This is a genomic window from Mycobacterium sp. AMU20-3851 (assembly GCF_043974665.1).
In the GTDB taxonomy this organism is placed as follows: domain Bacteria; phylum Actinomycetota; class Actinomycetes; order Mycobacteriales; family Mycobacteriaceae; genus Mycobacterium.
Genome location: NZ_CP146371.1, coordinates 4,600,336 through 4,626,201 on the forward strand (window position 1 = coordinate 4,600,336; position 25,866 = coordinate 4,626,201).

Sequence of the window (25,866 nt, forward strand, 5' to 3'; positions counted from 1 at the left end):
CTGCTCGGCGCCGCAACGGTGCAGCGAGTCACCCGCACGGCGCCTGCTCGCTCGGACCGAGATTGATCGCATGTCCGAGGCGGTCTTTCTTGGTGCGCAGATAGTTGATGTTGTGCGCGGTGGCCCGGCTGGGTAGGTGCACGCAGTCGAGCACCTCGATGCCGTACCCGGCCAGCGTCTCGCTCTTGACAGGATTGTTGGAAATCAACCGAATACGCGTCGCGCCGAGCTGGTGAAGTATCTGCGCGGCCGCCGCGTAGTCGCGACTGTCAACCGGAAGACCGAGCTCAAGGTTGGCGTCCACGGTGTCGCGGCCCGCCTGCTGCAGCGTGTAGGCGCGAAGTTTGTCACCGAGGCCGATTCCGCGGCCTTCCTGGCCCCGCAGGTAGATCAGAATGCCGCCGTCGCGAGAGATCAGCTGCAGCGATTCGCGCAGCTGATCTCCGCAGTCACAGCGCAGCGACGCTGCCAGATCGCCGGTCAGGCACTCGCTGTGCACCCGTGTCAGGACGCCATCGGGACGGTCCATCAGCTCGTTGTGGTCGCCGGCGATCAGCACCAGATGCTCCAGCCCAGCAGCGTCGTCGCGGTAGGACTGGGCCTCGAACACCCCATAGGCGGTCGGCAGGTCCGCCCGCCCGCACAACCGCACCGTCGCCTCAGCCTGCTGGCGGTGGGCCACCAGTTCCGCGATGGAGACTACCGCCAGATCGTGCTGAGCGGCGAAGCGCATGAGATCCGGCCCGCGCATCATGTCGCCGTCGTCTGCCACCAGCTCGCTGATTACCGCGACTTCGTACAGCTCAGCCAGGCGCAGCAGATCCACGGCGGCTTCGGTGTGCCCGCCCCGTTCGAGCACGCCACCGGCGCGCGCACGCAGCGGAAAGATGTGCCCCGGGACGCGCAGATCGTGAGCGCTCGTCGTGGTTGCGGCGAGGGCGGCAACCGTCGCCGCCCGGGCACTCGCGCTGACGCCGGTACCGGTCCCGGAGGCGTCGACCGACACCGTGAACGCGGTACCGTGCGGGTCGGTATTGGTGGTGACCATCAGCGGCAGACCCAGTTGATCAGCACGCGCGTCGGTCATGGGCGCACAGATGATTCCTGTGGTGTGCCTGACGATGAACGCCATATCCGCCGGAGTGACGTACTGCGCAGCCATCACCAGATCGCCCTCGTTCTCCCGGTCCGGGTCGTCGATGACGATGACCATCTCGCCGGCCTGTAACCGTTGGACGGCGATCCCAACGGCGTCGTGCGGGGCGGAGCGATGAGCTGACTGGACGGTGGAGCGCGGGTGCAGGCGACGCACCGGCGCAGACGCTGGGTCCGATCCTGAATGTGTCATGTGATGTGGCAGATCCGTCTGCTGCTGTGGACTGCTCATGGTGTCGCCTCCTGCGTGGATCGTGGCGTGCTGATGACCCAACCCTAGAAAAGCCGAGGCCCCCGACTATGTCGCACATCACTACACCCTGGCCCGACTGTCGCGGATTGCGACGACCACGATGCAATACGAGGTGCGAGGTTGAAAACGCCAACCAGCCCTTTTGGGGCGCGCAGCGAAAGCGACACCACCACAGTGAAGTTAGAGAATTCCCTTGCGTTGATCACCGGCGCCGCTTCCGGACTCGGCCACGCCACCGCCCGACGGCTCGTCTCGGCGGGAGCCCGCGTGGTGGGGATCGATCTGCCGAGCGCCGTCGCACAGTCCCCCGCGCCGGACTCGCGCATCCGCCTGCTCGGAGCCGACGTGCGCGATCCGGAAACGGTCCAAGCCGCCATCGACGAAGCGACCGGCTGGGGCGAGCTGCGCATCGTCGTCAGCTGTGCCGGTGTGGGCGACCCGGCCCGAACCATCAGCAAGGACGGCCCGCTCGAGCTGGACCGCTTCCGTCGCGTCATCGATATCAACCTGATCGGCACATTCAACGTCACCCGCTTGGCGGCAGCTGCGATTGCGGCAACAGAACCCGTCGACGGCGAGCGCGGAATCATCGTCAACACCGCATCGGTGGCAGCCTTTGACGGCCAGATCGGGCAGGCGTCCTACGCCGCGTCCAAAGGCGCGATCGCCAGCATGACCCTGCCGCTCGCACGCGATCTCTCCAGCCAACTGATCCGGGTCATGACCATCGCTCCCGGCATGTTCGACACGCCGATCCTGCAGGGATTATCTGCTCCTGCGAGGGAATCCATCGCCAGCCAGGTCCCTCATCCTCGGCGCCTCGGGCACCCCGACGAGTTTGCCGCACTGGTCGAGCACATCGTGGTCAACCCCATGCTCAACGGCGAGACCATTCGCCTCGACGGCGCCATCAGAATGGCTCCCAAGTGAGCCGACGGACCGCCGTGGTGACCGGCGCCAGTCGCGGAATCGGTGCCCAGATCTGTACCAAGCTGGCCGCGGAGGGCTGGGATCTCCTCGTCACCGCTCGAAATCCCAGCGGTATCGCAGATTTCGCCTCCGCGCTGAGCGCCGAGAGCGGGCGTCGGATCACTCCGGTCGCGGCCGACATGGCCGATCCGGATGCGGTGGAGATCATCTCAGAAGCGACCGCGGACCTGGACACGATCGACGCCCTCATCCTCAACGCGGCAATGGGCACCATAGGCGCGCTGTCCGACTTTCCGTTACGACGGCTGGACAAGCTGCTCGCCATCAACCTGCGGGCACCCTATGCGCTGATTCAGAGTTTGTTACCAGCACTGCGACGAGCCGGACAACAGTCGCCGTTCGGCGCCCGCGTGATCGCTATGGCCTCAATGACCGGACTGGCGGGGGAACCGCTGAACTCTGCCTACGGTGCCACCAAGGCGGCAATGATCTCCCTCTGCGAAACCTTATCGGTTGAAGAGTACGTTCACGGGGTCAATGCCTCGGCGGTGTGCCCGGGCTATGTCGCCACCGACATGACAGCCGCACTCCCCGGCGTCGATCCGGCGGACATGATGACCGCCGCCGACGTCGCCGAAGCCACCGTATGCCTGACCCGGCTCACCAAGAAGGTGACCGTGCCCTACCTACCCCTGACTCGTCCCGGGCCCAGCCTTTGGCGCGCCTGACCCGAGAAGTTCTCGACAGCAACACCTCTCGATTGGAGAAAAACATGACCATCAACGCAGTGATCGTCGATGCCGTGCGCACCGGCTCAGGCAAGGGCAAGCCTGGCGGGGCGCTGTCGGGCGTGCACCCGGTGAACCTGCTACAGCAGACCCTGCAAGCTCTGCTGGCACGCAACGACTTCGATCCCGCACTCATCGACGACGTCATCGCCGGATGTGTGTCTCAGACCGGCGAGCAGGCACTGAACATCGCCCGGACAGCGGCGCTTGCCGCGGGGCTGCCCGAGTCGGTACCGGGCACCAGCGTGGATCGGCAGTGCGGCTCAAGCCAGCAGGCGGCGCATTTCGCGGCGCAAGGGGTGCTCGCCGGCGCCTACGACATCGTCGTCGCGTGCGGCGTGGAGTCGATGAGCCGGATCCCGATGGGTGCCAGCTCGCAGGGCCAAGACGCCAACGTCAAGCCGTTGGCGGAGCGCTTCCCTGATGGCCTTGTCGGACAGGGTATCTCGGCCGAGTTGATCGCTGCGGACTGGAAGTTGGACCGCGCAGCACTCGACGAATACGCCGCGCGGTCGCATCGACTTGCCGATGAGGCGTACCGCGCCGGCGAGTTCGACAACGAGATCGTGCCGGTGACCCTGCCAGACGGCAGCGTCCATACCATCGACGAGACGGTGCGCGCCTCCACAACTGCGGAGGGACTGGGCGGGTTGCGCCCGTCATTCGCCGCCGACGAGTACAGCGCGCGGTTCCCCCAGATCGAGTGGTCCATCACCGCCGGAAACTCGTCACCACTGACCGACGGAGCTTCGGCAGTCCTGATCATGTCCGAGGACAAAGCCAACGAGCTGGGCCTGCGCCCGCGGGCTCGCTTTCACAGCTTCGCCGTCACCGGCAGCGACCCGCTCTACATGCTGACGGGGGTGATTCCGGCGACGACAAAGGTGCTGGAACGCTCGGGATTGAGCATTGACGATATCGATTCATTCGAGGTCAACGAGGCTTTCGCGCCGGTCCCGCTGGCCTGGGCCGGATCACTGAATGCCGACCCCGCCAAGCTCAATCCGCGCGGCGGTGCCATCGCGCTCGGACACGCCCTCGGCGCCTCGGGAACTCGCCTCTTGACCACGATGGTGAACAACCTGGAGCGCAGCGGAGCACGATACGGGCTGCAGACCATGTGCGAAGGCGGCGGAATGGCGAACGCCACCATCATCGAACGCCTCTGATCGCCTGAACAAGCAAAGCCGCCCCGCCGTACGGCGGGGCGGCTTTGTGTTGTACAACGTTACGGCAAGAAATCACTCAGACGGCACGCCTTCGCGCACCGGTCAGGATGCGTGTGCCTGCGTCGAGATCAATCGCAGTCGGGTGGCCCGATTCTTCGTGGCGGCGTAGGGACGTCGTGCCACCAGCGGCGGCGGGGGCGGCGGCACGGGCTCGGGGACATAGGGGCCGAGTCTGAGACCCATCCCCAGTGTCCGCAACCGCTCCTCGGCGCTGCAGCCGGCGAATCCACTCACCCACGCCCATAGCGACGGCGCCAGCGCGAGTGGAAACTCCGCGTCTCGGGCGACAAATCTTTCCAGCAGTTCCAGGATCGCGTGGCGGTATTCGCCGGCCCCGATCTTCACGCACAGCCAGGTGTACGCACCGGCACTGATGAACGGCTTGGCGGCATCAGCCAGCGCCCAGGCGAAGCTCATCTCGTCAGATCTGTCCATCACGCGATCCTTAACTTGGTAGCGCCGGCCCCATAGAGGTGCTCGGTGTCGAACGGGAGAGCACGCTGTGCATGCCAACTGCCGCAATCAGGTTGAACATGAACACCATCAACGCGGCGAGCAGCACCACGATGCTGATGCGTCGCAGTGCCTTTCTCGGCCGTCGCCGCGCAGCAGAGTCGCGGACAGTCAGTGCGGTAGACGCCGCCACCGGGACCACCAGCCACGCGATTCGGCATCCGTCGCTGGTGGTCTCCACGGGCAGGCGCCGCCGTCGGGTTGTCGGATCGCGTGGTTCGACGGGCTTGCCATTGATCCACAACAGTCGGAGGTGGCTCATCGTCAGACGAAGTCGCGCTTGAGCTGCGTGCGGTCGATCTTGTTGTTGCCGGTACGCGGCAGCGCCGCCACCAGTTCTATTCGGCGTGGCCGTTGCAGACCCTGCAGGTCGGGGTGATCCGCACAGTAGGCGATGATGTCGTCCCTGGTGACGGCGGCCGAACGTGGGACCACGATCGCCGTCACCTGCTGAATCCAGCGTTCGTGGTGAGTGCCGATGACCGCGACTTCGGCGACATCCGGGCAGGATGCCAGGCTGTTCTCGATCATCTGCGGGTAAACGTTCTCGCCGCCCGAGATGATCATCTCGTCGGATCGCTCGACGAAATGCAGTACACCGTCGGTGTCGGTCCGCATCAGGTCGCCGGTCCTCAACCACCCGTCGACGAATTTCTCGGCGTTGACGTCGGGAAGATTCCAGTAACCCGGAGTGACTGCATCGCCGCGCACCCGGAGCTCGCCGACCTGGCCGGGGTGGTCACTGACGTCGGCGCCGGTGCCGACGTCGACCAGCTTCCAGGACAGGAGCTGTTCCAGCGGCCGGCCCAGCACACGAGGGTGGTCCTGCTCGCCCGGTCGCTCACAGATCGCCACACCGGACTGTTCGGTTTGGCCATAGATGTTGACGGCGTTGCGGATACCGGTCGCACCGAGGAACCGCCGCACCGGACCTTCAGGCAGCACCGAGCCGCCGATCGCACACAGTCGCACCGACGACAGATCCGCCGGGTCGTCCTCGAAGGCATTGGCGACATCGACGACCATGGTCGGTACCAGCGCCGTATAGGTGGCGTTGCAATCCTGGACCGCCTGTCGCCACTGCGCCGCGTTCCATCGCGCCAGGGTGTAGGCCGAGGCGCCGTTAAGCAGCATCGGCAGGATCATCAACTGCATGCCGCCGACGTGGAAGAACGGCGTGCAGATGACGGCGAAGTCGTCGACGGAGAAGTCCCAGATCTGGGTGATCGCCGAAATGTACGCCGTGATATTGCGGTGGGTCTGTCGAACGCCCTTCGGGGTGCCGGAGGAGCCGCTGGTGTACATGATCATCGCGTCGTCGCCGTCGAGCCGCGGTTCAATGGTCGGTGCCGGCGGGGCAGTGAGGACCTGTTCGTAGGTCCACTGTGGCCGTACGTCCTCGCCGACCGGGCCGCAGACCACGAGCCGGTCGGCGATCTCAAACCCCTCGAAGTCGCGCACGAGCCGAGGGGCCGTCTGTGGGTCGGCGAAGACGATGCGCGCCCCGGAATCGGCGACGGCGTGCCGCAGCGGAGCCGGCGGAATTGCGGTGTTCAACGGCACCAGGACACCGCCGGCCTTCCAAATGCCAAGTGCTACAACGATGTACTGCGCACTATTGGCCATGTAGATGGCGACCCGGTCCCCGGGTTTGATCGATTCGCCGGCCAGAAACGCCGCCACTCGCGCCGACTGATCGTCCAGCGACGCGTACGACAGCTGGACTTGTGCGTCGCGGATGGCGAGCTTGGTCGGATGTTTTACCGCCTGATGGTGGAACACACTCGCAAGGTTCATGCCGATCTTCCTTCGACTTCGAATTCGCTCGCCCGGGTGCAGTTTGATCGTCTTTCCCGAGGTCAGATCCGAACCATAGATCTGCCACGGGCCGGGCTTGTGTCGCAATTAACAACACTCATCGCTGGCGCGGTCGCGCCGTGGCCGCCCCGTCTCGAATTGCGACACTCGTCGTTTGAGCTGCTCATTACGGTCCAAAGTGCCGGCGATAGCTGCACCGTAGCCCCTGCCCGGCATTCGCCCGCCTCTTGCCCCCTACCCGAGGATCTCCGATGGCTGTGAGTCTGAGCTTTCCCCAGCACGTGTCAGAGCTCGCCGCGCGGACTGCGACGTTCATCCGCGATGTCGTGCTGCCGGTCGATGACGAGCACAACGGCGACATCCACGCCGCAGGCAACGACGTGCTGCGGGTCCGATTGCAGGAAGAGGCACGGGCGGCGGGGGTGTTCGCACCGCACGCGCCACGTGAGTACGGCGGTCTGGGACTCGGAATGGTGGATCGGGCAACGCTTTTCGAGGAAGCCGGCTACTCGCTGTTCGGCCCACTCAGCCTCAACATCGCCGCACCGGACGAAGGAAACCTACACCTGTTGGCCCATGCGGCCAGCCCAGAGCAGAAGGTAACGTACCTACAGCCGCTGGCGGCCGGGGACTGCCGGTCTGCCTTTGCCATGACCGAACCCTCGCCGGGTGCGGGTTCGGATCCGTCAATGCTGTGCACCACTGCGACATACCGCGCCGGACGGTGGCACATCTCGGGCCGGAAGTGGTTCATCACCGGCGCCGACGGCGCACACTTCTTCATAGTCATGGCACGCACCTCCGGTCGCCCTGGCGATCGCGGCGGAGCCACCATGTTCCTCGTCGATGCGCATGCCACCGGACTGACCGTCGGCAGGCATATTGCGACCATGGACAAGTCCATGCTCGGAGGACACTGCGAAGTCACCTTCGACGAGGTCAGCGTCGGTGACGACGCCGTCCTCGGTGCAGTCGATGCGGGATTCCAGTATGCACAGATCCGCCTCGGTCCAGCGCGCATGACCCATGTCATGCGGTGGTTGGGATCGGCGCGGCGCGCCCATGACACCGCTCTCTCACATGTCGCGGCGCGGGGCGGATTCGGCGGCAAGCTCGGCGATCTGGGCATGATCCAAAAGATGGTCGCCGACAACGAAATCGACCTCGCCGCGACCAGGGCGTTGCTCGTCCAGGCCTGTTGGCACCTCGACCAGGGCGAGGCCGCGTCCACCCAGACATCGATTGCGAAGACGTTTGCAGCTGAAGCCATCGACCGAGTCGTCGACCGAAGTGTGCAGATGTGTGGCGGGCTGGGAGTATCCGACGACTACCCGGTGGCGCGCATCTCGCGCGAAGTGCGCCCCTTCCGGGTCTACGACGGCCCATCGGAGGTTCACCGCTGGGCCATTGCCAAGCGCGCCATCCGCGCTGCACGTCGACAAGCGGAAGACTCCGAATGAGCGACCACGCGTTGAACCTGGCTCAGCTGCAGGCCCTGCTGATCAACAACGGTATAGCCCTGTCCGGATCTCTGTCGGCACAACTACTTGCCGGGGGGCGCTCCAACCTGACCTATCGGGTGACCGACGGATCGTCGGTGTGGGTGGTGCGCCGTCCGCCGGCGCGGGGGTTGACGCCTTCGGCCCATGACGTCGCCCGGGAGTATCGAGTGATGCGCGCCCTGCAAGGCACCGCGGTGCCTGTGGCGGCGACAGTGGCCTGCGACGTCAACGGCTCGTACACCGGCGCACCAATCACAGTCGCCGAATTCGTCGCAGGACAGGTGATTCGCGACAGCACCGACCTCGACGATCTCAGCGACCAGCAGATCGAAGCACTGACCAGCGAACTCATCCACACCTTGGTCGACCTACACGAGGTGGACTACCGCGCGGTCGGACTCGACGACTTCGGCCGACCGGACGGATTTCTCGCCAGGCAGGTCACCCTCTGGACCAAGCAGTGGCATCGGGTACGGACCCGCGATCTCACCGACGTCGACCTGCTGGCTGCGGCACTCGCAGAACGCATTCCGGCAAGATCACTGGGGCCTGCCATCGTCCACGGAGACTTCCGTATCGATAACACAATCGTTGATCTTTCCGGCCCCAGCCTGGTGCGTGCAGTCGTGGACTGGGAGCTGTCGACCATCGGCGATCCGCTGACAGACGTCGCACTCATGTGCGTCTACCGCTCCACGGCATTGGACACCATTCTCGGCACCCATGCAGCCTGGACCAGCCCGCGGCTGCCGTCTCCGGACACCCTTGCCCAGCACTATGCGCTCGCGTCCGGCACGGACCTGAACCACTGGTCGTTCTACATCGCCCTTGCGCACTTCAAGCTGGCCGTGATCGCGGAGGGAATCGCCTTCCGCACCGAGGCGGGCGCATCCGCCGACCACACCGCGTCAGCCGCCGCGGCGTGCGTCCCTGAGCTGGTGTCGGCCGGACTGAGCGCACTGCGCAGCCGCGGCGCCACCAGCACGTCCTGACGCTGTTGCGAACTGCGACAACCGTGGTGATGCAGCCCACATAGCGTGGGTGTCCTGCCATGTTCCCTGCGCTAGATAGGAGTTCGAAGCAATGACGCTTGAGGTTGAAGTTCCGAAGTGGGTGTCCGCGGACCAAGCCGATCAGCAGGCCGCCAACGCGGACGAGTCGCTGGTTCTGCGATTCATGCAGGACCTGACCACCAACGACGCCGACCGACTGATCACCTATTTCGCCGAGGACGGCATGTACCAGAACATGCCATTGGCGCCGGCCTACGGCCGGGAGGCTGTCCACGCCACACTGACCGGACTGTTCGGTGTCATGAAGATCGAAGCGGTCGAGACGTATCACATCGCATCGGCCAACGGCTTCGTCTACACCGAACGCGTGGACGTGCTCACCGCCTTACTGACCGGCAAAACCTACCCACTCGCGGTCCTGGGCGTGTTGCAACTGCGCGACGGAAAAATCATCGGGTGGCGCGACTACTTCGACCTGCGCGAGTTCGAAGAGGCCGTGCAGGTGTCCCTGCGCGGCTGAGCATTACCAATCCCCCTCGGCCACTCACCACGATCGGACAACACCCATGACCGTCCTGCACCCGCACGTTGAGTTCGGGGCCTTCCTGGCTCCCTGGCATCTCCCCACCTCTGACGCCCACTTCTCCATCCAGAACGATCTCGAACTGGTCGAGCACCTCGACCGCCTCGGCTTCGCCGAGTTCTGGATGGGCGAACATCACTCCGGCGGCGTAGAGATCATCGCCTCCCCCGAGCTTTTCGTTGCCGCCGCATCACAGCGGACCCATCGGATCAAGCTGGGCCTCGGCGTCGTCTCCCTGCCCTACCATCACCCGTTCATGCTGGCCGATCGTCTGGTCATGCTCGATCACCTGAGCAACGGGCGGATGATCTTCGGCGCCGGCCCCGGCCAGCTCGCTGACGACGCAAAGATGATCGGAATCGACCCGCTCGACAACCGTCGGAAGATGGAAGAGTCCTTCTCGGTGATCAACCGCCTGCTCGCCGGCGAAACCGTCACCGAAGAAGCCGACTGGTACACCTGCCGCGACGCCTACCTGCACGTCGCTCCCTACTCCGATTTCCAGATAGCCGTCACAGCAACAGTTTCCCCGACCGGACCGAAACTTGCAGGCAAGTTCGGCACCGGCATTCTGTCACTTGCCGCAACCAACCCGGTCGGCGTGGAACTGTTGGCCAACCACTGGCAGATCGCTGAGGAAATCGCCGCTGAGAACGGCAAGTCAGTCCGCCGTGAGGAATGGCGGCTCACCGGCATCATGCATGTCGCCGACACCGAAGAGCAGGCGCGTGCCGACGTACGGCACGGTCTGCTCGAACTGATGAACTACCTGGCGCACATCACACCCGGATTCGAGGAATCCGCAGACGTCGACAGCCTCATCGACTCCATCAACGAGTCCGGGCTGGCCGTCATCGGCACTCCGGAGATGGCCATCAACCAGATCCGTCGGCTCCAGGAGAAGTCAGGAGGATTCGGCAAGTTCCTTGTCCTGCACGGCGAATGGGCCTCGACACAGGCGGCGCTGCGCAGCTTCGAACTCATCGCCCAGCAGGTTGCTCCGCACTTCAACGGTGACCTCGCCTCCCGCAAGCGCGGGTTCGATCAGACCGTCAACAGCAACAAATCCGCGGCCGACATCACCCAAGCGGGCCAAGCGGAGGCGCAGAAGCGATTCGACGCCGAACGCACCTCCAACGCCCGCTGAGCCCGCCTGACGAAATCGGGAGAAGTCATGTCTGCACTTGAAGGCCAGGTCGCCCTCGTCACCGGCGCGGCCCGCGGTCAAGGCCGCTCGCACGCACTCAAGCTGGCCGCGGAAGGCGCCCACGCCATCTTGGTCGACGTGCCTCGCGAGATCGTCGACACAGGTTATCCATCCGGGACCGCCGAAGAGTTGGCCGAGACCGCGGCAGCTGTGGAAGAACTCGGACGTCACGCCATTCGCATCGAAGCCGATGTCCGGGATCTCGATGTGCTCGAAAAGGCCGTCAACGATGCGGTTCTTGAGCTGGGACGCCTCGACATCGTCTCGGCCAATGCCGGCATCGCTAGCAAGCCATACCTGTCCCACGAGATCTCATCCCGAACGTGGCAACAGATGGTCGACATCAACCTGACCGGGGTATGGCACACCACCACGGTCGCTATTCCCCACATCTTGGGCGGACAGCGCGGCGGGGCGATCGTGCTCACCAGCTCGGCGGCCGGACTCAAGGGATACGCGCATATCTCGCACTACACGGCGGCCAAACATGGGTTGGTCGGCCTAATGCGCAGCCTGGCTGTCGAGCTCGCGCCACATCGAATCCGGGTAAATTCGCTGCATCCCACCCAGGTGGACACTCCGATGATCCAGAACGAGGGAACGTACCGAATCTTCTGTCCCGACAACCCAAATCCTAGCCGGGCAGACTTCGAGGTCGCATCGACTGCAACCAACAAGCTACCCGTCCCGTGGGTCGAGCCCGAGGATGTCAGCAATGCCTTGCTGTTCCTGGTTTCGGAAAACGCGCGATACATCACCGGGGCGGCGATACCGGTGGATGCCGGAACGACGTTGTAGGTCGTCAGGTCCGCTCGCGCCTGAGACAGGTCCTTGTCTCAGGCGCGAGTCCCCGCGCCCCAACCGTTCGTCTCGCCAGCAGCAGTCCAACGCATCCAGATCATCGAGCCGTGGTGATACACCGATGAACTATGAACTCACGGAATGCGGCTATCGCTGATCTTCGGCGGCCCTGTGGCGGTCGGCCCGAGCGTTCCCGTCCACCAAGCCAGGGTCGAGAAAGTCTCGCCCGTACTGAACCGGCGTGGAGTTTACGTCGACTGATGGACCATCTGCCCGGTGCAGCTGGTCGAGACGACAGCCGACAAGTTCCCCGTTCCCACGTCCTGCGGTTCTCGGCAGCCGGTGCCGTAGCCGGCGCGTACGCCAAGACGCACCCGCCGGTCCAGATTTCCGCAGCTTTGGCTCTTTCTTGCGCTGCCGCGCCATTGCCCCGACAGTACCTGGATGTCATGTGATCAGCTCGGCAAACTGCCCCGGCGCTACGCCACTGCGGCGTCACTGGCCTACGGTGCGCAAAACACCTTAGTGTCCATCACAACAGGATCGCCTACCGATTACTCGGGGCGATCGCCATCTGGAGACTCTCGCCGAGCACACCTTTCACCTGCACGGCGCCTCCTTGTCAACGAGGTGCTGAGCGAGCCCCTTGAACAGAGGCCCCCCATCGCCCTTCGGCTCTCCGGTCCGCCGGGTGCTCCAGAGCGGCACGCTTACTTACCGGTGAAATGCGGGGGACGCTTCTCAAGGAACGCCCGCGGACCCTCCGTTGCGTCATCGGAGGTGATGATCTGGCGGTTGAGTGCGTATTCCAGATGAAAGGCCGACTCGTTGGCAAGACCCCGCACCGCGATCTCTTTGGCGGTTCGTACCGCAAGCGGCGCGTTACGTGCTATCGCCACAGCGATTTCCGTCGCTCGGGCCAGCACAGCACCGTCGGTGACAACCTCGTTGATCAGACCTGCTTGGTAGGCACGGTCAGCGGCGATGTGATCGCCGGTGATCAACAGCTGCATGGCGATTGCCCATGGCACCTGCTGCGGCAGCCGGATATGGCTTCCCCCACCGGCGATCAAACCCCACCGCACCTCCGGCACTCCGAACACCGCGGCGTCTGCGGCGACGCGCAGGTCGGTACCCAGGAGAATCTCAAGGCCACCACCGACACACACACCATTGACGGCCGCCACGATAGGCTTGAAAACGTCACTGAAATGGCGCTTTCCGGCGTCTGGCACCATGATCTCAAGCTCTCCGGCGGTCAGCCTCGGAATTAGTTCGGCCATATCGCCGCCGGCGCAGAACGCGCGGTCCCCGGCGCCGGTGATCACGATCGCACGTACCGAGTCATCGGTCGCTGCGGAATCGAAGGCATCGGCAAGCTCACGCATCATTCGAATGGTGAGCGCATTCAGTGCGTCCGGGCGGTCGAGTGTCACCGTCGCCACGGCGTCCTTGACCTCGTAGATCACCTGGCCGACACTCATCGGGTCGTCGCCGAGCGCTCCGGCCGCGGCGCCTGCGAAGACACCGGTTCATCAATCGACCTACAGGAATGACTCATGAAATGATCCTCGGGGTTCGTAGTTTCAGGGCGCAGAGTATGTTTCTCAACGCTAAGCCCCTCGCGATGGCATGCGCTGTTCCAATTCGCACCAGCATTCCTGCCGGAGGCCGTCACCCGGCCGAGACGCCGCCGTCGAGAACCAATGTTTGACCGGTCATGTAGTCCGAGGCGGCTGACGCCAGCATCAGGATCGCACCGTCGAGTTCGTGTGCTTCGGCGATACGTCCCATCGGCACCTGAGCCGTGAGCTTCGAGACGAAGGCTGGGTCACTGTATACACCCCCGGCCAGTCCGGTGCGGACGTACCCGGGGCACAACGCATTGATCTGCACATTGTGGGCGGCGTACTGTAAAGCGCATTCGCGGGTCAGGTTCACCACCGCGCCCTTTGCCGCAGTGTACGCCGGCATCGGAGTCACTACGGAGCCCTGCAGTCCATACATCGAGGCAATATTTATTACCTTCCCCGATTTGCGATCAGCCATGTGACCGAGAATCGCCCTGCTGCAGAGGAATACACCGTCCAGGTCGACAGCGAGAACTTGCCGCCAGTGTTCGACTCGCACTCGGTGCATAGGTACGGCGCGCATATCACCGATTCCGGCGTTGTTGACCAGAATGTCGACCTGCCCATATCGCCTAAGAGCAATGTCTACCAAGGCTGCCACCGAGGTTTCATCGGTGACATCGACGCCGACGGCGGTCGCGCTAAATCCAGAGGCAACTAAGTTTTCCGCCACGTGGCAGGCCTTCTCGGTGTCGAAATCGGCGCACACGACTCGCGCCCCGGCCTGGGCCAGGGTCCGCGAGAACGATGATCCGAGACCACCAGCAGCTCCGGTGACAACGGCTACGCGGCCGTGGAGATCAAAGAGATCCGTTGACGGCCTCATCAGTTTCCCGGCGTTGCAACACGGTGTTCACCCAGATTGGTCGGCACACTCCCATCGACTGACCGAGTGCTCCACGTCTGCTCTGCGAGCTCCCGAAGTTGACCGCGGGTCCAGATACCGTGGTTGATCACGACAACATCAAGCGATCCGAACTCGGCCAGGGATCCGGCCACAGCGCCGTCGAGCTGCGCTTGAGATCGGGCGTCTGCCTGCACTGCGATCGCCCGCCGACCCTGTTGCTCGACAAGCTCTACCGGCGTCTGAAGATCGTCGGCAGATGCCATGTCATAGTCGACTGAGGCGATCTGGCCGCAAATGTCCGTCGCTACGATATCGGCCCCTTCGCGGGCGAGAGCAATGGCGTGCGCGCGACCTTGTCCGCGTGCCGCACCGGCGATGAAGGCAACTTTGCCATCGAGCCGACCCACGTTGTCTCCCTTCGATAATGTCGAGCATTAACGACACTCAACCGACGTCTCCACGCTAGAACGCCCCCCACAGACGCGGTGTTGCGTTTCGCTACAGTCATAGCGAGCCCCGCCGCGAATTGCTTTCTGTAGCTCCGGCGACGTACTTCCCCCGCGATCCTCTCCGCTAGGGCTGCCTCAGTTTCTGACTGACTTCCCATGAGGATTTATCTTTATGAAAGCGGCCAGTTTCGTGCCAACGTCCTGTACCTCGAGCTCCGAGCCGATGTCATCGCCGTGGGCCGCAGGCTAAGGCTCTAATACGCGAGATTGCAGGGGATTTCGGCACTTCGCAGCCTGCTCGCACCATTGCCTCAAGATCGTCGGCCGTGAGGATGACCGCGGCCGGCCTGTGTCCACAGCCGCACTGTGCGTGGCCGCGCAGCTGCAGCTAACGCACATGCGGATCAAGGTGCACCTCGAAGGCTAGGGGCTAAGGTGAGGCGCCGGGTCGGGCACGTATCCCGACCGACCCAAGCCGATGCCCTCGCCGGTCCCCGCCTGCCCTCCACCAGGCTGCTGCAGCGTCCTCGTCACGGCTACCAGCCGGACCTGGACTCTTCACCAACGCTACATCTAATGGTGCAAAGCTCTTCCTTTTCAACGTGATTAGTAAGGTTCGAACCCAATCGACGATTTCCACGACATCGCCTACACAGTGACCGCGCGTCAGTTAACGGTGCGAGGTGCTGGCTTGCTGCGCCTAAAACGCCGCGGTGGTGAGGTCGATCCCAAGCGATCGGATCTTGCGGTCCAGCGTGGAACGTGCGATGCCGAGATTCTCGGCGGCCCGGTTTTTGTTGCCGCCGGTTGCGCGAAGTGCGGCGGTGATGGCGTTCGCTTCGACGTGTTCTAGACCAGCGAGTTTCCGCCGCGACGCGCTCGCAACGACGTCGGCGGGTAGGTCCGCGGTATTGATGTACTGATTGCTCGTGGATTGCAGCACTCGGTTGACAACGGTGTCGAGTGAGGTGATGTTTCCCTGCCACTGCAGGCGTGAGAGCGCTTGTACCGCATCGGGCATCCATCGGACCTCCCCCGTCGTTCTGCCGAGGCGCCGGCAGGCTTTGCGGGTCAGGGCGTCCAGCAGTACCGGCAGGTCCTCGTACCGTTCCCTGAGCGGTGGAACACTCAGAACCAGTGCAAACGCGGTACCCAGGCTAGTTGAGTGGCTGTGTTCGACAGAGTCACGCGTTGTGGCCAACACTCGAATGGCCCGATTACGTTGTGTGAGTAGTGCATTAGTCACCGAGTCGGCGGTTGCCGGGTCGAGTTCGTCGCAGCGCCGAATGATGACTGCGGACACCGCGTCAGATTGCAGCGTGTGAGCGAGTCGCTGCAGCCACGCAGCGGTGCCCGTCACCGCGACCTCACACGCATCGAGCACCATAGCATTTTCGCCCGCCATCGCCCGCGCCACTGCCGTTTTCCCGGTTCCGCGTTCGCCGACGAGAAGAACCCGCTCTTGCCGGTCGGCCGCCGCGGCGGCTCGGCAAAGTTCACGCCACTGCAGACCCTCGCCAACCAGACCGGGCAGAGAGACAGGTTGCGGTGCCTGTAGGGCTCGGATTCGGGATTCCGGGACGTGTCGGATGCGGACCACTGCGCCGGCGGATTCGGTGGCGCCGAGGATCTCGCGGCAATGGATCGACACCAGGGTCCCGTTGGTAAGAATCACCTCGCGAGGGTCCTGGATCCGTTCGCCAATGGCACGCGATGCGTGCTCCCACAGCAACGCTTGATCGACTGAGCTGAGCAGGCGAGCAGCGGTGGCATTGGTAATGATTGTGTGATCGTTGAGTGCGACGAGAGGATGGCGGGTGTCGCGGTTTTCACTGAGGTACGCATCCAAGAGTGCGCGCTCGCGCTGTGTTGCTGAAGCCTGCAGGACGCCCTCGATATCGCGGACAAGTTCCATCAACCATGACAACAACACCGGGCTGGTATCGCGTACCCGACTGGTCAGATTCAGCGATCCGACGGTTCGTCGGGTCACCGGGTGCACCACCGGTACGCCGGCGGAGGTGACGGCGGCGTAGCCGTCGAAGAAATGTTCAGGACCGCAGATCATTGTTGGTCGTTCATTGAGCAAACAGATTCCGCTAGTGGTGCCGATCGTGGTCTCGTCGACAGATGCAGACGGGACGAGTCCATGATCGCCCAGCCACCGGTCAAGGGATGGGTCTCGAACCCATTGACGCAGGACGACGCCGTTGTTGTCAGTCAGCGAGAGTCCGCACATCGACTGCTTCAACATAAGTTCCCGATGGGAGATGACCGAATGGGCTGCTCGGACGAGCGGACTGTCGTTATCGACCACACCGATGGCAAGTGGGTGCAGCGACTGCGCTGAGAGTCCGTACTGCAAGCTCCGGCGCCAGGACTGGAGTACCGCGGGGGCGATGCCGAGCGCCTGGAGGTCGTCACCGTCGGCCACTCCCGAGCAGAGAAAGGCGTCTCGAATCCTTCGGAACTCCGCCGACTGCGGGTCAACGCGCCGAAAGTTCCGAGCGCGTTGCTCTTGGCGTATGGCGACCTCATCGCTGCATATCGGAACAGTCCGCACGTTCACACCTCCACCGAAGTTCCCGCAATCGGGTGCGTCTCGCATCAGATGGATGACACAGATCACAAGAGTGACCCTTTACTGACAGGATGTCAATAAAGCCTCGTCTGCCATAATCTATGCCACTTCCGCCACGAGTCTTGTGCGTACAGAGCTGAGCGCGATAGCTGACGCCGCAGCGCCGGACTCGCCTCGGGCGGGTCCGGCGCTGCGGCTGCGCGCCGATGCTTAATTCGGCGGTGTTGACGACGGTCGAAAAGTAGGCCAGAAGCGACGGTGAAAAGTAGGCCACGTGGTCGTGGTTATTGTGCCGTGTTGTCGGCTCTGGCGGAGGGCAAGGTGTCGATTCCGGTGTCTTTGAGCCGATAGCTGGAGCCTTTGAGGGTCAGGACGTCGGCGTGGTGCACGATGCGGTCGATCATCGCCGCGGCCACCACTTGGTCTCCAAACACGTCGCCCCAGCGGGCGAAGGGCAGGTTCGAGGTCAGGATCAGTGAGGCGTGCTCGTAGCGGCTGGAGACGAGTTGGAAGAACAGGTTCGCCGCGTCCTGCTCGAAGGGGATGTAGCCGACCTCGTCGACGACGAGCAGACCGATGCGCCGCAGCTTGACCAGCTCGGCAGGGAGCCGCCCGGCGTTGTGGGCGGCTTTGAGTCGGGCCACCCAATCCACCGCGGTGGCGAACGCGATGCGGTGCCCGGTCTGGGCAGCTTTGACCGCTAATCCGATCGCGAGGTGGGTCTTGCCAGTTCCGGGCGGCCCGAGGAGAACGACGTTGGAGGCCTTGGCCAGGAACGCGCCGGTGCCCAGGTGGGCGATCATGTCCCGGTTCAGCGCCGGCTGGTGATCGAAGTTGAAGTCCTCCAACGATTTGCGAGTCGGGAAACCGGCGGATCGGATACGCGTCGCCGCGCCGGAGGCTTCCCGGGCCGCGACCTCCCGTGACAGGACCGCGGCGAGGTATTCCTCGTGGGTCCAGCCCGCGTCGCGGGCTTGCTCGGCCAGCCGGGCAGCCGAGTCGCGGATGCGCGGCGCCTTGAGAGCCTGGGCGTAGTGCAGGACGGCCTTCATCGGATCCTCGGCCATGCTTATGCCACCTCACCATCGGAAGTGACTGTGCCCGTCGTGAAGTCGACGCCGAACGCCCGGTCGTAGTCAGCCAGGTCGCGCACCAGCTGATCACCTGCCGCCGGAGGCGGGCCGGCCTGGAACTGGTGGCGCAGCACCGCGGCAGCCTGCACGTGGGTGGGATCGGTGAGGGTTTGTCGCGCCGCCCAGCAGCGGTCGTGAGCCGCCAGCAGGCGCCCTGACCGGGTCACCGTCACACGGCTCAGGGTGGTGCTCACCTCGACGAGTTGGCCGATCGCATGGGGGTCCACGGAGTAGTCATTGCCGGCCACCCGCACGTAGTAGTCGCGTCCCAGCCGCACCGAGGTCACCGTCTCGACGGTCGGCGGCACCGGTGGTAGCGCCAGCATGTGCGCGCGATCGATATCGAGGAAGTCGACCGGACGACCATCCAACACCCGCACCCGTCGGTTGTTGGCAAGCGGAAGCCACTGCCCGAGCTGATCATTGAAGTCGTGCGGTGAGCTGAAGCTGCGACCGGGCAGAAACGAGGTCTCCAGATACCGGTTGACTCGCTCCACCATTCCTTTGGATTCGGGGTCGTTAGGCTTCATCTGCACCAGTCGCGACCCCAGCGTGCCCACCAAGGCCGTCACGGGTTCGCTCAATCGGCCGCGACGGCCGATCCCGGCTTCGTTGTCCCACCACAACTCGTGGGGCACCGTGGTGAAGTTCTGCGAGAGCAGCTGCCACATCCCGGCCACGAGGTCCATGGTTTGGCGCGAGGGCAGCATCACCGCGGCGACGAACCGCGAGAACGCGGCCACCATCACCAGCACCGGCAGCATCGCCTCCTGACCGAACCCGACCGCAATCCTCGGTGCCGGGAACCACAGGTCGCACTGGATCACCCGACCCGGCGGATGCTCGAGGCGATCGACCGGATCAGCAGGCAGATACTCCGGACGGATCGCCCGGACCCGCTCCCGGAACCAGGAGATCGAGCCGGTCCAGCCGACCCGCTCGGCGAGCACCGTCGCCGGCATCCGGGGATAAACCGACAACAACGCCCGAAGCCGCGGCTCCACCTCGGTGATCGCCGACGGACCTGCCGCCCGCTCGTACTTCGGCGGACCATCACTGGCCAACGCGCTGGCCACCGTGTCTCGCGCGATGCTCAGCTCTCGTGCGATAGCCCGCTGCGACAACCCTTCGCTGCGGTGAAGGTGCCGGATCAAGGCCCAGTCTTCCAAGGAGATCACCCATCCAATCTGATTGGGTGGCCTACTTTTCAACCGTCGCGACTGGCCGGATTTTCAACCGTCGTCAACAGGCGGCACGTCCCGGGCGTAGGCTCGGAGAAATTTGCCAATTCGGTCCGTCGAACCTCGGGCTTCGGGCAAGAAATTGAACACCGGCCAACCCGGCATCACGTGAAACAGAGTCTGAGCCGCCCAGACCCTCCGGAACCCGACACCATGACGTGACCTGCGGGGCCGTAGGTAGTCACGCAAGGACCCGCTAGGCTCACCGCCGTAACCCGGTGACAACTCTCGTTTGCCTTGGACCATCCGACCGGATCAATGGCTACTCAATCGACTCACGAATGAAGTCCTCACTCGCGGTTGCCGCCCTGGATCACGCCGTGGCGTGCGCTCACCGGTCGAGACGGTCGTCCACTCCGACAGAGGTAGTCAGTTCCGATCGCGAAGTTTGTCCACGCGCTGTTGTACAACGGATTACACGGATCGATGGGCCGCGTCGGCGCCTGCGGAGACAACGCAGCCATGGAGTCGTTCTTCGCCCTGCTGCAACGCAATGTGCTCAACCGAAAACGATGGTCCACCCGGGCCGAGCTACGCCTGGCCATCGTCACGTGGATCGAGCGGACCTACCACCGCTGCCGGCGTCAACGCGCCCTCGGCAGACTCACCCCGATAGAGTTCGAACTGCTCCACACACCAGTCGCAACCGCGGCCTGAAACCAAGTATGGCGACACCACCAAACCCGGGGCAGTCCCTGGATCAGACAGCGATTGATGTGCCGGACTGCACTATTTGATCCCCTCCAGCAAGTCGGAAGCCGTCACACCCAGCGCCTTCGCCAAGTCCCCAAGGCGCTCGTACAGGAGCCCACGTCGGCCGAATTCAACATCGATGATGATGTTCCTGGAGACGCCAGACTTGAGCGAGAGTTGCTCTTGCGTCAGCCCTCTTTCGATGCGTAGTTCGACGATGCGAGCACCTACTGCACGCCGCCGCTTCTCCCAAACTTTCACACGTTTGGGATCGTCCTGGCTGGGGCGGGTCGGCACGTCCTTAAGTTATCAGGCACGGCACGACTTAACGGCAATGTCCATCACGCCTGGACTGCTATTCCATGCCCTCGATGAGTTCGGAAGCAGTCACACCGAGCTCGTTGGCGATATCGATCAAGCACTCAAAGGTGACTCCGCGTCTACCACTTTCGACAGCCTTCATGACGCCGGCCAGCAGCCCGACCCGCCGGCCTAGGTCCTCCAGACTGAGTCCGCGATCCTCGCGCAGGTGGGTAATGCGCGATCCGACGTAACGACGTCGGCGCTCCGAAACTCCCGCGCGCCCGGATCCCGTAGAGGGGTCCGTTTCGCCTTCGTTGACTTCGTTCACCCATCGATCGTAGCCCTACTAGTAGGGCATTTGACCGAGCGGCCAACCCCTTTCACACCAGGCACCCGCAGCGAAGTTGTCTCAGATTCGTGTCATATATGAAATCGACATGACAGCCATCGCGAGAATATGACACTGGTTCTGAGAATCTACAGTTGACCTTTCCCCACCCGGGGACCACCATGACCACATGCACTATGTCGTTACCGGCGGTACCGGGTTTATTGGCAGACGTGTGGTGACCCGGATCCTGACCGAACATCCGGACGCACAAGTGTCGGTGCTGGTCCGGCGCGAGTCCCTGGAACGCTTCGAGCGCCTCGCTCGCGACTGGGGCCCGCGGGTGAAACCGCTGGTCGGCGACCTGTCTGAACCCGGGCTGGGCGTGGACACCGCCGAGCTCGGCACCGTCGACCACGTAGTGCACAGCGCCGCGATCTATGACATGACCGCCCCCGAGCAGGCGCAGCGCGCCGCCAACGTCGAGGGCACCCGGGCCGTGATCGGGCTGACTCGGCGGCTCGGCGCGACCCTGCACCATCTGTCCTCGATCGCGGTGGCCGGCGATTTTCCCGGGCAGTACACCGAGGACGATTTCGACGTGGCCCAGAACCTGCCGAGTCCGTACCACCGGACCAAGTTCGAGGCCGAGCAGTTGGTGCGCTCAAGCGCCGGGCTGCGGTACCGGATCTACCGTCCCGGTGTCGTGGTCGGGGATTCGCGCACCGGTGAGATGGACAAGGTGGACGGGCCGTACTACTTCTTCGGCGTGCTGTCCAAACTGGCGGTGCTGCCGCGGGTGACCCCGATGGCAGTGCCCGACGCCGGGCGCACCAATATCGTGCCGGTGGATTTCGTGGTCCAGGCGCTGGTCCACCTCATGCACGCCGACGGCGCCGACGGGCAGACGTTCCATCTCACCGCTCCGAAAGCCATTGGCCTGCAGGGCATCTACCGTGGCGTCGCCAAGGAAGCCGGGCTGCCCCCGCTGAGTGTGCCGATACCCGGGGCCGCCGTGGCCCCGGTGCTGAAGGCCACCGGCCGGACCAGAGTGTTGCGCAACATGGCAGCCACCCAGCTGGGCCTGCCCGCCGAGATCCTCGATGTGGTCGACCTGGCACCGACGTTCACCGCGGACCGGACCGCGGCTGCGCTGGCCGGGACCGGGATCGAGGTGCCCGAGTTCGGTTCCTACGCAGGAAGACTGTGGCGCTACTGGGCCGAACACCTGGACCCCGACCGGGCGCGGCGCGATGACCCGACCGGCCCGCTGGTCGGCAAGCACGTGATCATCACCGGCGCCTCCAGCGGTATCGGGCGGGCCTCAGCGCTCGCCGTCGCACGGCGTGGCGCCACGGTGTTCGCGCTGGCCCGCAACGGCGACGCGCTCGATGAGTTGATCGCCGAGATCCGCGCCGCGGGCGGCGATGCGCACGCATTCACCTGTGACGTCACCGATTCCGGGTCCGTCGACCATACGGTGAAGGACATCCTGGGCCGGTTCGGCCATGTCGATTACCTGGTCAACAACGCCGGCCGGTCCATCCGCCGGTCGGTGGCCGCGTCCACCGACCGGCTGCACGACTACGAACGGGTGATGGCCGTGAACTACTTCGGCGCGGTCCGGATGGTGCTCGCGCTGCTGCCGCACTGGCGGGAACGCCGGTTCGGCCATGTGGTCAACGTGTCCAGCGCCGGCGTGCAGGCCAACAGCCCCAAATACAGCGCCTATCTGCCGACCAAGGCGGCGCTGGATGCGTTCTCCGAAGTGGTCGGGACGGAGACGTTGTCGGATCACATCACCTTCACCAACATCCATATGCCGCTGGTGAGTACCCCGATGATCACACCGTCGCGCCGGCTCAACCCGGTGCCGCCGATCTCCGCCGAGCATGCCGCGGCGATGGTGGTGCGCGGGTTGGTCGACAAGCCCGCCCGGATCGACACCCCGCTGGGCACGCTGGCGGATCTGGGCACGTACTTCACGCCGCGGTTGTCCCGCCGGGTGCTGCATCAGCTGTACCTGGGCTACCCGGATTCGGCGGCCGCACGCGGCGAGACGGTCCCCGACGCCGGTTCGCCGCAACGCCGACCGCGGCGACCGGCCCGCGCGACCCGTTCGGTACGTGTCCCCCGGCCGCTCAAACGCGCCGTGCGGACGATTCCGGGTGTGCACTGGTGATCGCCCCGCCCTATCGTGGGCAGGGTGATTGACCGACCGCTACCGGTGTTCGCCGATGTAGACACCGGAGTGGACGATGCGATGGCGCTGGCGTATCTGTTCGCCAGCCCGGACGCGCAGGTTGTGGGCATCGCGTCGACCGCGGGCAACGTGCCCGCCGCTCAGGTGGCGGTCAACAACCTGGGGTTACTCGAATTGTTCGGGGCCGATGACATCCCGGTGTCCCTGGGTGCGGCGGCCCCGCTGAGCATTCCGTTGCGCACCGCCGAGGACACCCACGGGCCCGAGGGGCTGGGCTACGCCCGGCTGCCGCATACCGACCGCTCACTCACCTCGTATGACGCCGCCCACGCCTGGGTCACCGCCGCCCGCGAGCATCCGGGAGAGCTCATCGGCTTGGCCACCGGCCCGCTGACCAACCTGGCCTTGGCGCTGCGCGTGGAGCCCGCCCTGCCCCGGCTGCTGCGCCGGCTGGTGATCATGGGCGGTGCGTTCGACTACCGCGGCAACACCACCGCGGTCGCGGAGTGGAACACCCACGTCGACCCGGAGGCCGCAGCCGAGGTATTCGCCGTCTGGGGTGCGGCGTGGGGTCTGCATGCGCCGACACACCTGCCGATCGTGTTGGGGCTCAATCTCACCGAGAATGTGGCGATAACTCCGTCGATCCTCCGCCGGCTGGCTGCCGCAGCGGGTTCGGACTCCGCGCAGCTGAGCGTGCTCGACGAGCGGGGCACCCGTTCGACGGCGTCCAACCCGCTGATCGCGGTGCTCGAGGATGCGCTGCGCTTCTACTTCGAATTCCATTTCGACCAGGGCGAGGGCTATCTCGCGCACCTGCACGACCCGCTGGCCGCGGCCGTCGCCCTGGACCCCGATCTCGTGCAGTACCAGCAGGCGACCGTCGATGTCGAGCTGACCGGCACCCTGACCCGCGGGATGACGGTCGCCGACTGGCGCGGGCACTGGGGCCGGGATCACAACGCGCGCATCGGTATCGGGGTGGATCCGACGGCGTTCTTCGACCGGTTCATCGAGCGGGTCGGCCCGTTCGCCCGCCGTTTGACCTGAACGCGGACTACTCGTAGATGCCCTCCACATACCAGCGGCTCTGCCGGTAGCACAGCAGCATGGCGCGACCGGCCCCGGTGTCCTTTCCTTCGACGAGCACCTGGGCCCGTGCGGTCCGGCCCACCGGCTTGCGTTCCGGGTCCCACCACCGTTCATCGACCGGCCAGGGCCCGGTCCACCAGCTCAGGTCACCGCCGTGCCCCGATGATTCCAGCCGCACCGGATCCGAGGAGAACATGCCCCGGTGTGTCACCCGTACCGGTTTCCCTTCGGCATCAAGCACTTCCACCGGATCGTCGAGCAATACGACCGGCGACGGCTCGGGCAACTGTCCGGGCCAGGGCTGGGTCGGGTCGGACTGTGGGACCGGCTCGTCCCCCAGCGCGGTGAAGGTGATCCGTTCCGCCGGGCCCCGCCCGCCGCTGAGCACCGGCACCTGGACCGCCTCTGGCCCGAGCAGCCCCTGCACCCGCACCAGGGCCCGGCGGGCCCGTAACCGATCGTCATCGCCGGAAGATCCCCACAGCGGAAGCTGCAGCGCCCCGGCCGAGACCACCTCCACCGGAAGCAGTCGCAGGGTGACGATGGGAGCCGTCGGACGGTCGTCACGCCGCCGATCCGATTCCCCGAGTCGCTGCGCTCCAGCCCGCCGAGTCAGCCAGCCGTCCAGTTGCCACCGTACCCGGTCGGCGGTGGCATCCTCGGTCAAGGGTTCTGCGCACCGCCAAACCCGGTCCATTTCTTCACCATTGGCGGTGACGGCCGAGATGGCCAGCCGGGTGCAACCCACCCCGGCCCCCTCCAGCCGGCGGTGCAGTTCCCTGGCCAGGGACCGGCCGGCGAAGGCCGCCGCATCCACCCGATCGATCGGCGGGTCGCAGTCCAGCACGGCATCCAACTCGACGGGTTGATCCCGTCCGGACGGTCCGCGGTCGGGTTCGCCGCATGCGAACCGATGAGCGCTGATCGCGTCCGCGCCGAACCGGGACGCAACATCGGTTCGCGACAATTCGGCGAACTGCCCGAGGGTGCGGATACCCATCCGCCACAACAGATCTGCCAGCTCCTCTCGCCCCGCCCCGGCGAGACTGGGCTCGGCGGCCAGCTGCCGGATGGACAACCCGGACAGGAAGGACGCATCCTGCCCCGGCTCGACGATGCATCCGGCCCTGGCCGCGAAGACCGCGGTGGGCAACTGATCGGCGATACCGGTCTGACATTCGGCCCCTGCCGCGGCCACCGCATCCACCAGCCGTTCGGCGGCGGTGTGTTCGGACCCGAAGTAGCGCGCCGCCCCGCGGACCGCGACCACGAGCAGGCCGGGGCGCAGCACCTCCACCCGCGGCACCACGTCGTCCACCGCCGATGTCACCGCCTCGAAGTGACGGGCGTCGCGCGCCGGATCGGCGGTGACGACATGCAGTTGCGGACAACGGGCCTGCGCCTCGCGGCGACGCAACCCGCGCCGGACCCCGACCGCCCTGGCCGCCGCCGAGCAGGCGATGACCCGGTTGGCCAGGGTGACAGCCACCGGATCGGTGGCGGGTAACCCCGCGGCAGCAGCCGCGGCGACCGCGGGCCAGTCCATGCACCAGAGCGCGAGTACCCGGGACAT

Annotated in this window: 22 protein-coding genes and 1 pseudogene; 11 read left to right on the forward strand and 12 right to left on the reverse strand. The window is 65.0% G+C overall.

Annotated elements, in window-relative coordinates; translation table 11 throughout:
* Nucleotides 1-28 precede the first annotated feature (28 nt).
* Entirely contained in the window at nt 29-1,213 is a 1,185-nt protein-coding gene (gene ribB / locus V4U86_RS21950) for a 3,4-dihydroxy-2-butanone-4-phosphate synthase (RefSeq protein ID WP_395308012.1), read from the reverse strand.
* Between the two features lie 369 nt (nt 1,214-1,582).
* Between ribB and V4U86_RS21955 the strand changes: the two genes are divergently transcribed.
* From V4U86_RS21955 to V4U86_RS21965, 3 genes are read left to right on the forward strand one after another with little or no spacing between them, the layout of a single operon-like run.
* Nucleotides 1,583-2,338: an SDR family NAD(P)-dependent oxidoreductase gene (locus tag V4U86_RS21955; RefSeq protein WP_395312161.1), complete on the forward strand. Its 756-nt coding sequence runs from the start codon at nt 1,583-1,585 to the stop codon at nt 2,336-2,338.
* 17 nt (nt 2,339-2,355) lie between these two features.
* Complete coding sequence (locus V4U86_RS21960; protein ID WP_395308013.1) at nt 2,356-3,066, forward strand: SDR family NAD(P)-dependent oxidoreductase; 711 nt, start codon at nt 2,356-2,358, stop codon at nt 3,064-3,066.
* A 44-nt stretch (nt 3,067-3,110) separates the two neighbouring features.
* The gene (locus tag V4U86_RS21965) at nt 3,111-4,295 is read left to right on the forward strand and encodes a thiolase family protein (protein WP_395308014.1); all 1,185 of its coding nucleotides are present in this window, start codon (nt 3,111-3,113) and stop codon (nt 4,293-4,295) included.
* A gap of 102 nt (nt 4,296-4,397) precedes the next feature.
* On the opposite strand, the gene V4U86_RS21970 is transcribed toward V4U86_RS21965, so the two are convergent.
* Both V4U86_RS21970 and V4U86_RS21975 read right to left on the reverse strand, forming a co-directional pair.
* Nucleotides 4,398-4,790, reverse strand: a complete 393-nt coding sequence (locus tag V4U86_RS21970; protein WP_395308015.1) for a hypothetical protein — start codon at nt 4,788-4,790, stop codon at nt 4,398-4,400.
* A gap of 342 nt (nt 4,791-5,132) precedes the next feature.
* Nucleotides 5,133-6,665, reverse strand: a complete 1,533-nt coding sequence (locus V4U86_RS21975; RefSeq protein ID WP_395308016.1) for a class I adenylate-forming enzyme family protein — start codon at nt 6,663-6,665, stop codon at nt 5,133-5,135.
* Nucleotides 6,666-6,937: 272 nt separating this feature from the next.
* Here V4U86_RS21975 and V4U86_RS21980 point away from each other — a divergent pair, with 272 nt between their 5' ends.
* The 5 genes from V4U86_RS21980 to V4U86_RS22000 all read left to right on the forward strand — a co-directional run bounded on the left by V4U86_RS21980 (nt 6,938) and on the right by V4U86_RS22000 (nt 11,789).
* The gene (locus tag V4U86_RS21980) at nt 6,938-8,146 is read left to right on the forward strand and encodes an acyl-CoA dehydrogenase family protein (protein ID WP_395308017.1); all 1,209 of its coding nucleotides are present in this window, start codon (nt 6,938-6,940) and stop codon (nt 8,144-8,146) included.
* Nucleotides 8,143-9,180 (forward strand): phosphotransferase family protein, encoded by a 1,038-nt coding sequence (locus V4U86_RS21985; RefSeq protein ID WP_395308018.1) that lies wholly within the window; start codon nt 8,143-8,145, stop codon nt 9,178-9,180. Before V4U86_RS21980 ends, V4U86_RS21985 begins: the two co-directional genes overlap by 4 nt.
* Before the next feature lie 91 nt (nt 9,181-9,271).
* Nucleotides 9,272-9,721 (forward strand): limonene-1,2-epoxide hydrolase family protein, encoded by a 450-nt coding sequence (locus V4U86_RS21990; protein ID WP_395308019.1) that lies wholly within the window; start codon nt 9,272-9,274, stop codon nt 9,719-9,721.
* A 46-nt stretch (nt 9,722-9,767) separates the two neighbouring features.
* Complete coding sequence (locus V4U86_RS21995; RefSeq protein ID WP_395308020.1) at nt 9,768-10,931, forward strand: LLM class flavin-dependent oxidoreductase; 1,164 nt, start codon at nt 9,768-9,770, stop codon at nt 10,929-10,931.
* Nucleotides 10,932-10,958: 27 nt separating this feature from the next.
* Nucleotides 10,959-11,789 carry a mycofactocin-coupled SDR family oxidoreductase gene (locus V4U86_RS22000; protein WP_395308021.1) on the forward strand — a complete coding sequence of 277 codons (831 nt, stop codon included), beginning with the start codon at nt 10,959-10,961 and terminating at the stop codon, nt 11,787-11,789.
* 713 nt (nt 11,790-12,502) lie between these two features.
* On the opposite strand, the gene V4U86_RS22005 is transcribed toward V4U86_RS22000, so the two are convergent.
* The 6 genes from V4U86_RS22005 to istA form a co-directional block, all read right to left on the reverse strand.
* On the reverse strand, nt 12,503-13,276 hold the full coding sequence (locus V4U86_RS22005) for an enoyl-CoA hydratase/isomerase family protein (protein ID WP_024453072.1): 774 nt from the start codon (nt 13,274-13,276) through the stop codon (nt 12,503-12,505).
* A 190-nt stretch (nt 13,277-13,466) separates the two neighbouring features.
* A complete protein-coding gene (locus V4U86_RS22010) occupies nt 13,467-14,249 on the reverse strand; it encodes an SDR family NAD(P)-dependent oxidoreductase (protein ID WP_395308022.1) in 783 nt (260 codons plus the stop codon).
* Nucleotides 14,249-14,677, reverse strand: coding sequence for an SDR family NAD(P)-dependent oxidoreductase (locus V4U86_RS22015; RefSeq protein ID WP_395308023.1), 429 nt, complete (start codon nt 14,675-14,677; stop codon nt 14,249-14,251). The genes V4U86_RS22010 and V4U86_RS22015 overlap by 1 nt, the downstream gene beginning before the upstream one ends.
* A 742-nt stretch (nt 14,678-15,419) precedes the next feature.
* Nucleotides 15,420-17,153, reverse strand: a complete 1,734-nt coding sequence (locus V4U86_RS22020) for a sigma-54-dependent Fis family transcriptional regulator (RefSeq protein ID WP_395308024.1) — start codon at nt 17,151-17,153, stop codon at nt 15,420-15,422.
* A 431-nt stretch (nt 17,154-17,584) separates the two neighbouring features.
* Nucleotides 17,585-18,367: an IS21-like element helper ATPase IstB gene (istB, locus tag V4U86_RS22025; RefSeq protein ID WP_395307447.1), complete on the reverse strand. Its 783-nt coding sequence runs from the start codon at nt 18,365-18,367 to the stop codon at nt 17,585-17,587.
* A 2-nt stretch (nt 18,368-18,369) separates the two neighbouring features.
* Nucleotides 18,370-19,602: an IS21 family transposase gene (gene istA, locus V4U86_RS22030; RefSeq protein WP_395311938.1), complete on the reverse strand. Its 1,233-nt coding sequence runs from the start codon at nt 19,600-19,602 to the stop codon at nt 18,370-18,372.
* Nucleotides 19,603-19,919: 317 nt separating this feature from the next.
* On the opposite strand from istA, the pseudogene V4U86_RS22035 reads away from it, so the two are divergent.
* Nucleotides 19,920-20,331: pseudogene (locus tag V4U86_RS22035) on the forward strand (DDE-type integrase/transposase/recombinase); the annotation flags it as partial.
* A gap of 72 nt (nt 20,332-20,403) precedes the next feature.
* Here V4U86_RS22035 and V4U86_RS22040 read toward each other — a convergent pair.
* Both V4U86_RS22040 and V4U86_RS22045 read right to left on the reverse strand, forming a co-directional pair.
* On the reverse strand, nt 20,404-20,664 hold the full coding sequence (locus V4U86_RS22040; RefSeq protein WP_395308025.1) for a helix-turn-helix domain-containing protein: 261 nt from the start codon (nt 20,662-20,664) through the stop codon (nt 20,404-20,406).
* Between the two features lie 58 nt (nt 20,665-20,722).
* The gene (locus V4U86_RS22045; protein WP_395308026.1) at nt 20,723-20,998 is read right to left on the reverse strand and encodes a helix-turn-helix domain-containing protein; all 276 of its coding nucleotides are present in this window, start codon (nt 20,996-20,998) and stop codon (nt 20,723-20,725) included.
* 190 nt (nt 20,999-21,188) lie between these two features.
* On the opposite strand from V4U86_RS22045, the gene V4U86_RS22050 reads away from it, so the two are divergent.
* Both V4U86_RS22050 and V4U86_RS22055 read left to right on the forward strand, forming a co-directional pair.
* Nucleotides 21,189-23,180, forward strand: coding sequence for an SDR family oxidoreductase (locus V4U86_RS22050; RefSeq protein ID WP_395308027.1), 1,992 nt, complete (start codon nt 21,189-21,191; stop codon nt 23,178-23,180).
* Between the two features lie 81 nt (nt 23,181-23,261).
* Complete coding sequence (locus tag V4U86_RS22055; RefSeq protein ID WP_395312162.1) at nt 23,262-24,251, forward strand: nucleoside hydrolase; 990 nt, start codon at nt 23,262-23,264, stop codon at nt 24,249-24,251.
* A gap of 7 nt (nt 24,252-24,258) precedes the next feature.
* Here the strand turns inward: V4U86_RS22055 and V4U86_RS22060 are convergent, their stop codons facing one another.
* Nucleotides 24,259-25,866 carry a DNA polymerase Y family protein gene (locus V4U86_RS22060; RefSeq protein WP_395308028.1) on the reverse strand — a complete coding sequence of 536 codons (1,608 nt, stop codon included), beginning with the start codon at nt 25,864-25,866 and terminating at the stop codon, nt 24,259-24,261.

Bases quoted from the DNA above. Each gene is read 5' to 3' on its own strand.
- V4U86_RS22005 (WP_024453072.1), bottom strand. From the start codon at position 13,276: ATGAGTGTCGGCCAGGTGATCTACGAGGTCAAGGACGCCGTGGCGACG.
- V4U86_RS22000 (WP_395308021.1), top strand. From the start codon at position 10,959: ATGTCTGCACTTGAAGGCCAGGTCGCCCTCGTCACCGGCGCGGCCCGC.
- V4U86_RS22060 (WP_395308028.1), bottom strand. From the start codon at position 25,866: ATGTCCCGGGTACTCGCGCTCTGGTGCATGGACTGGCCCGCGGTCGCC.
- V4U86_RS22050 (WP_395308027.1), top strand. From the start codon at position 21,189: ATGCACTATGTCGTTACCGGCGGTACCGGGTTTATTGGCAGACGTGTG.
- V4U86_RS21985 (WP_395308018.1), top strand. From the start codon at position 8,143: ATGAGCGACCACGCGTTGAACCTGGCTCAGCTGCAGGCCCTGCTGATC.
- istB (WP_395307447.1), bottom strand. From the start codon at position 18,367: ATGGCCGAGGATCCGATGAAGGCCGTCCTGCACTACGCCCAGGCTCTC.
- V4U86_RS21980 (WP_395308017.1), top strand. From the start codon at position 6,938: ATGGCTGTGAGTCTGAGCTTTCCCCAGCACGTGTCAGAGCTCGCCGCG.
- V4U86_RS21970 (WP_395308015.1), bottom strand. From the start codon at position 4,790: ATGGACAGATCTGACGAGATGAGCTTCGCCTGGGCGCTGGCTGATGCC.
- ribB (WP_395308012.1), bottom strand. From the start codon at position 1,213: ATGGTCATCGTCATCGACGACCCGGACCGGGAGAACGAGGGCGATCTG.
- V4U86_RS22010 (WP_395308022.1), bottom strand. From the start codon at position 14,249: ATGAGGCCGTCAACGGATCTCTTTGATCTCCACGGCCGCGTAGCCGTT.
- V4U86_RS21995 (WP_395308020.1), top strand. From the start codon at position 9,768: ATGACCGTCCTGCACCCGCACGTTGAGTTCGGGGCCTTCCTGGCTCCC.
- V4U86_RS21975 (WP_395308016.1), bottom strand. From the start codon at position 6,665: ATGAACCTTGCGAGTGTGTTCCACCATCAGGCGGTAAAACATCCGACC.
- V4U86_RS21965 (WP_395308014.1), top strand. From the start codon at position 3,111: ATGACCATCAACGCAGTGATCGTCGATGCCGTGCGCACCGGCTCAGGC.
- V4U86_RS21990 (WP_395308019.1), top strand. From the start codon at position 9,272: ATGACGCTTGAGGTTGAAGTTCCGAAGTGGGTGTCCGCGGACCAAGCC.
- V4U86_RS22055 (WP_395312162.1), top strand. From the start codon at position 23,262: ATGGCGCTGGCGTATCTGTTCGCCAGCCCGGACGCGCAGGTTGTGGGC.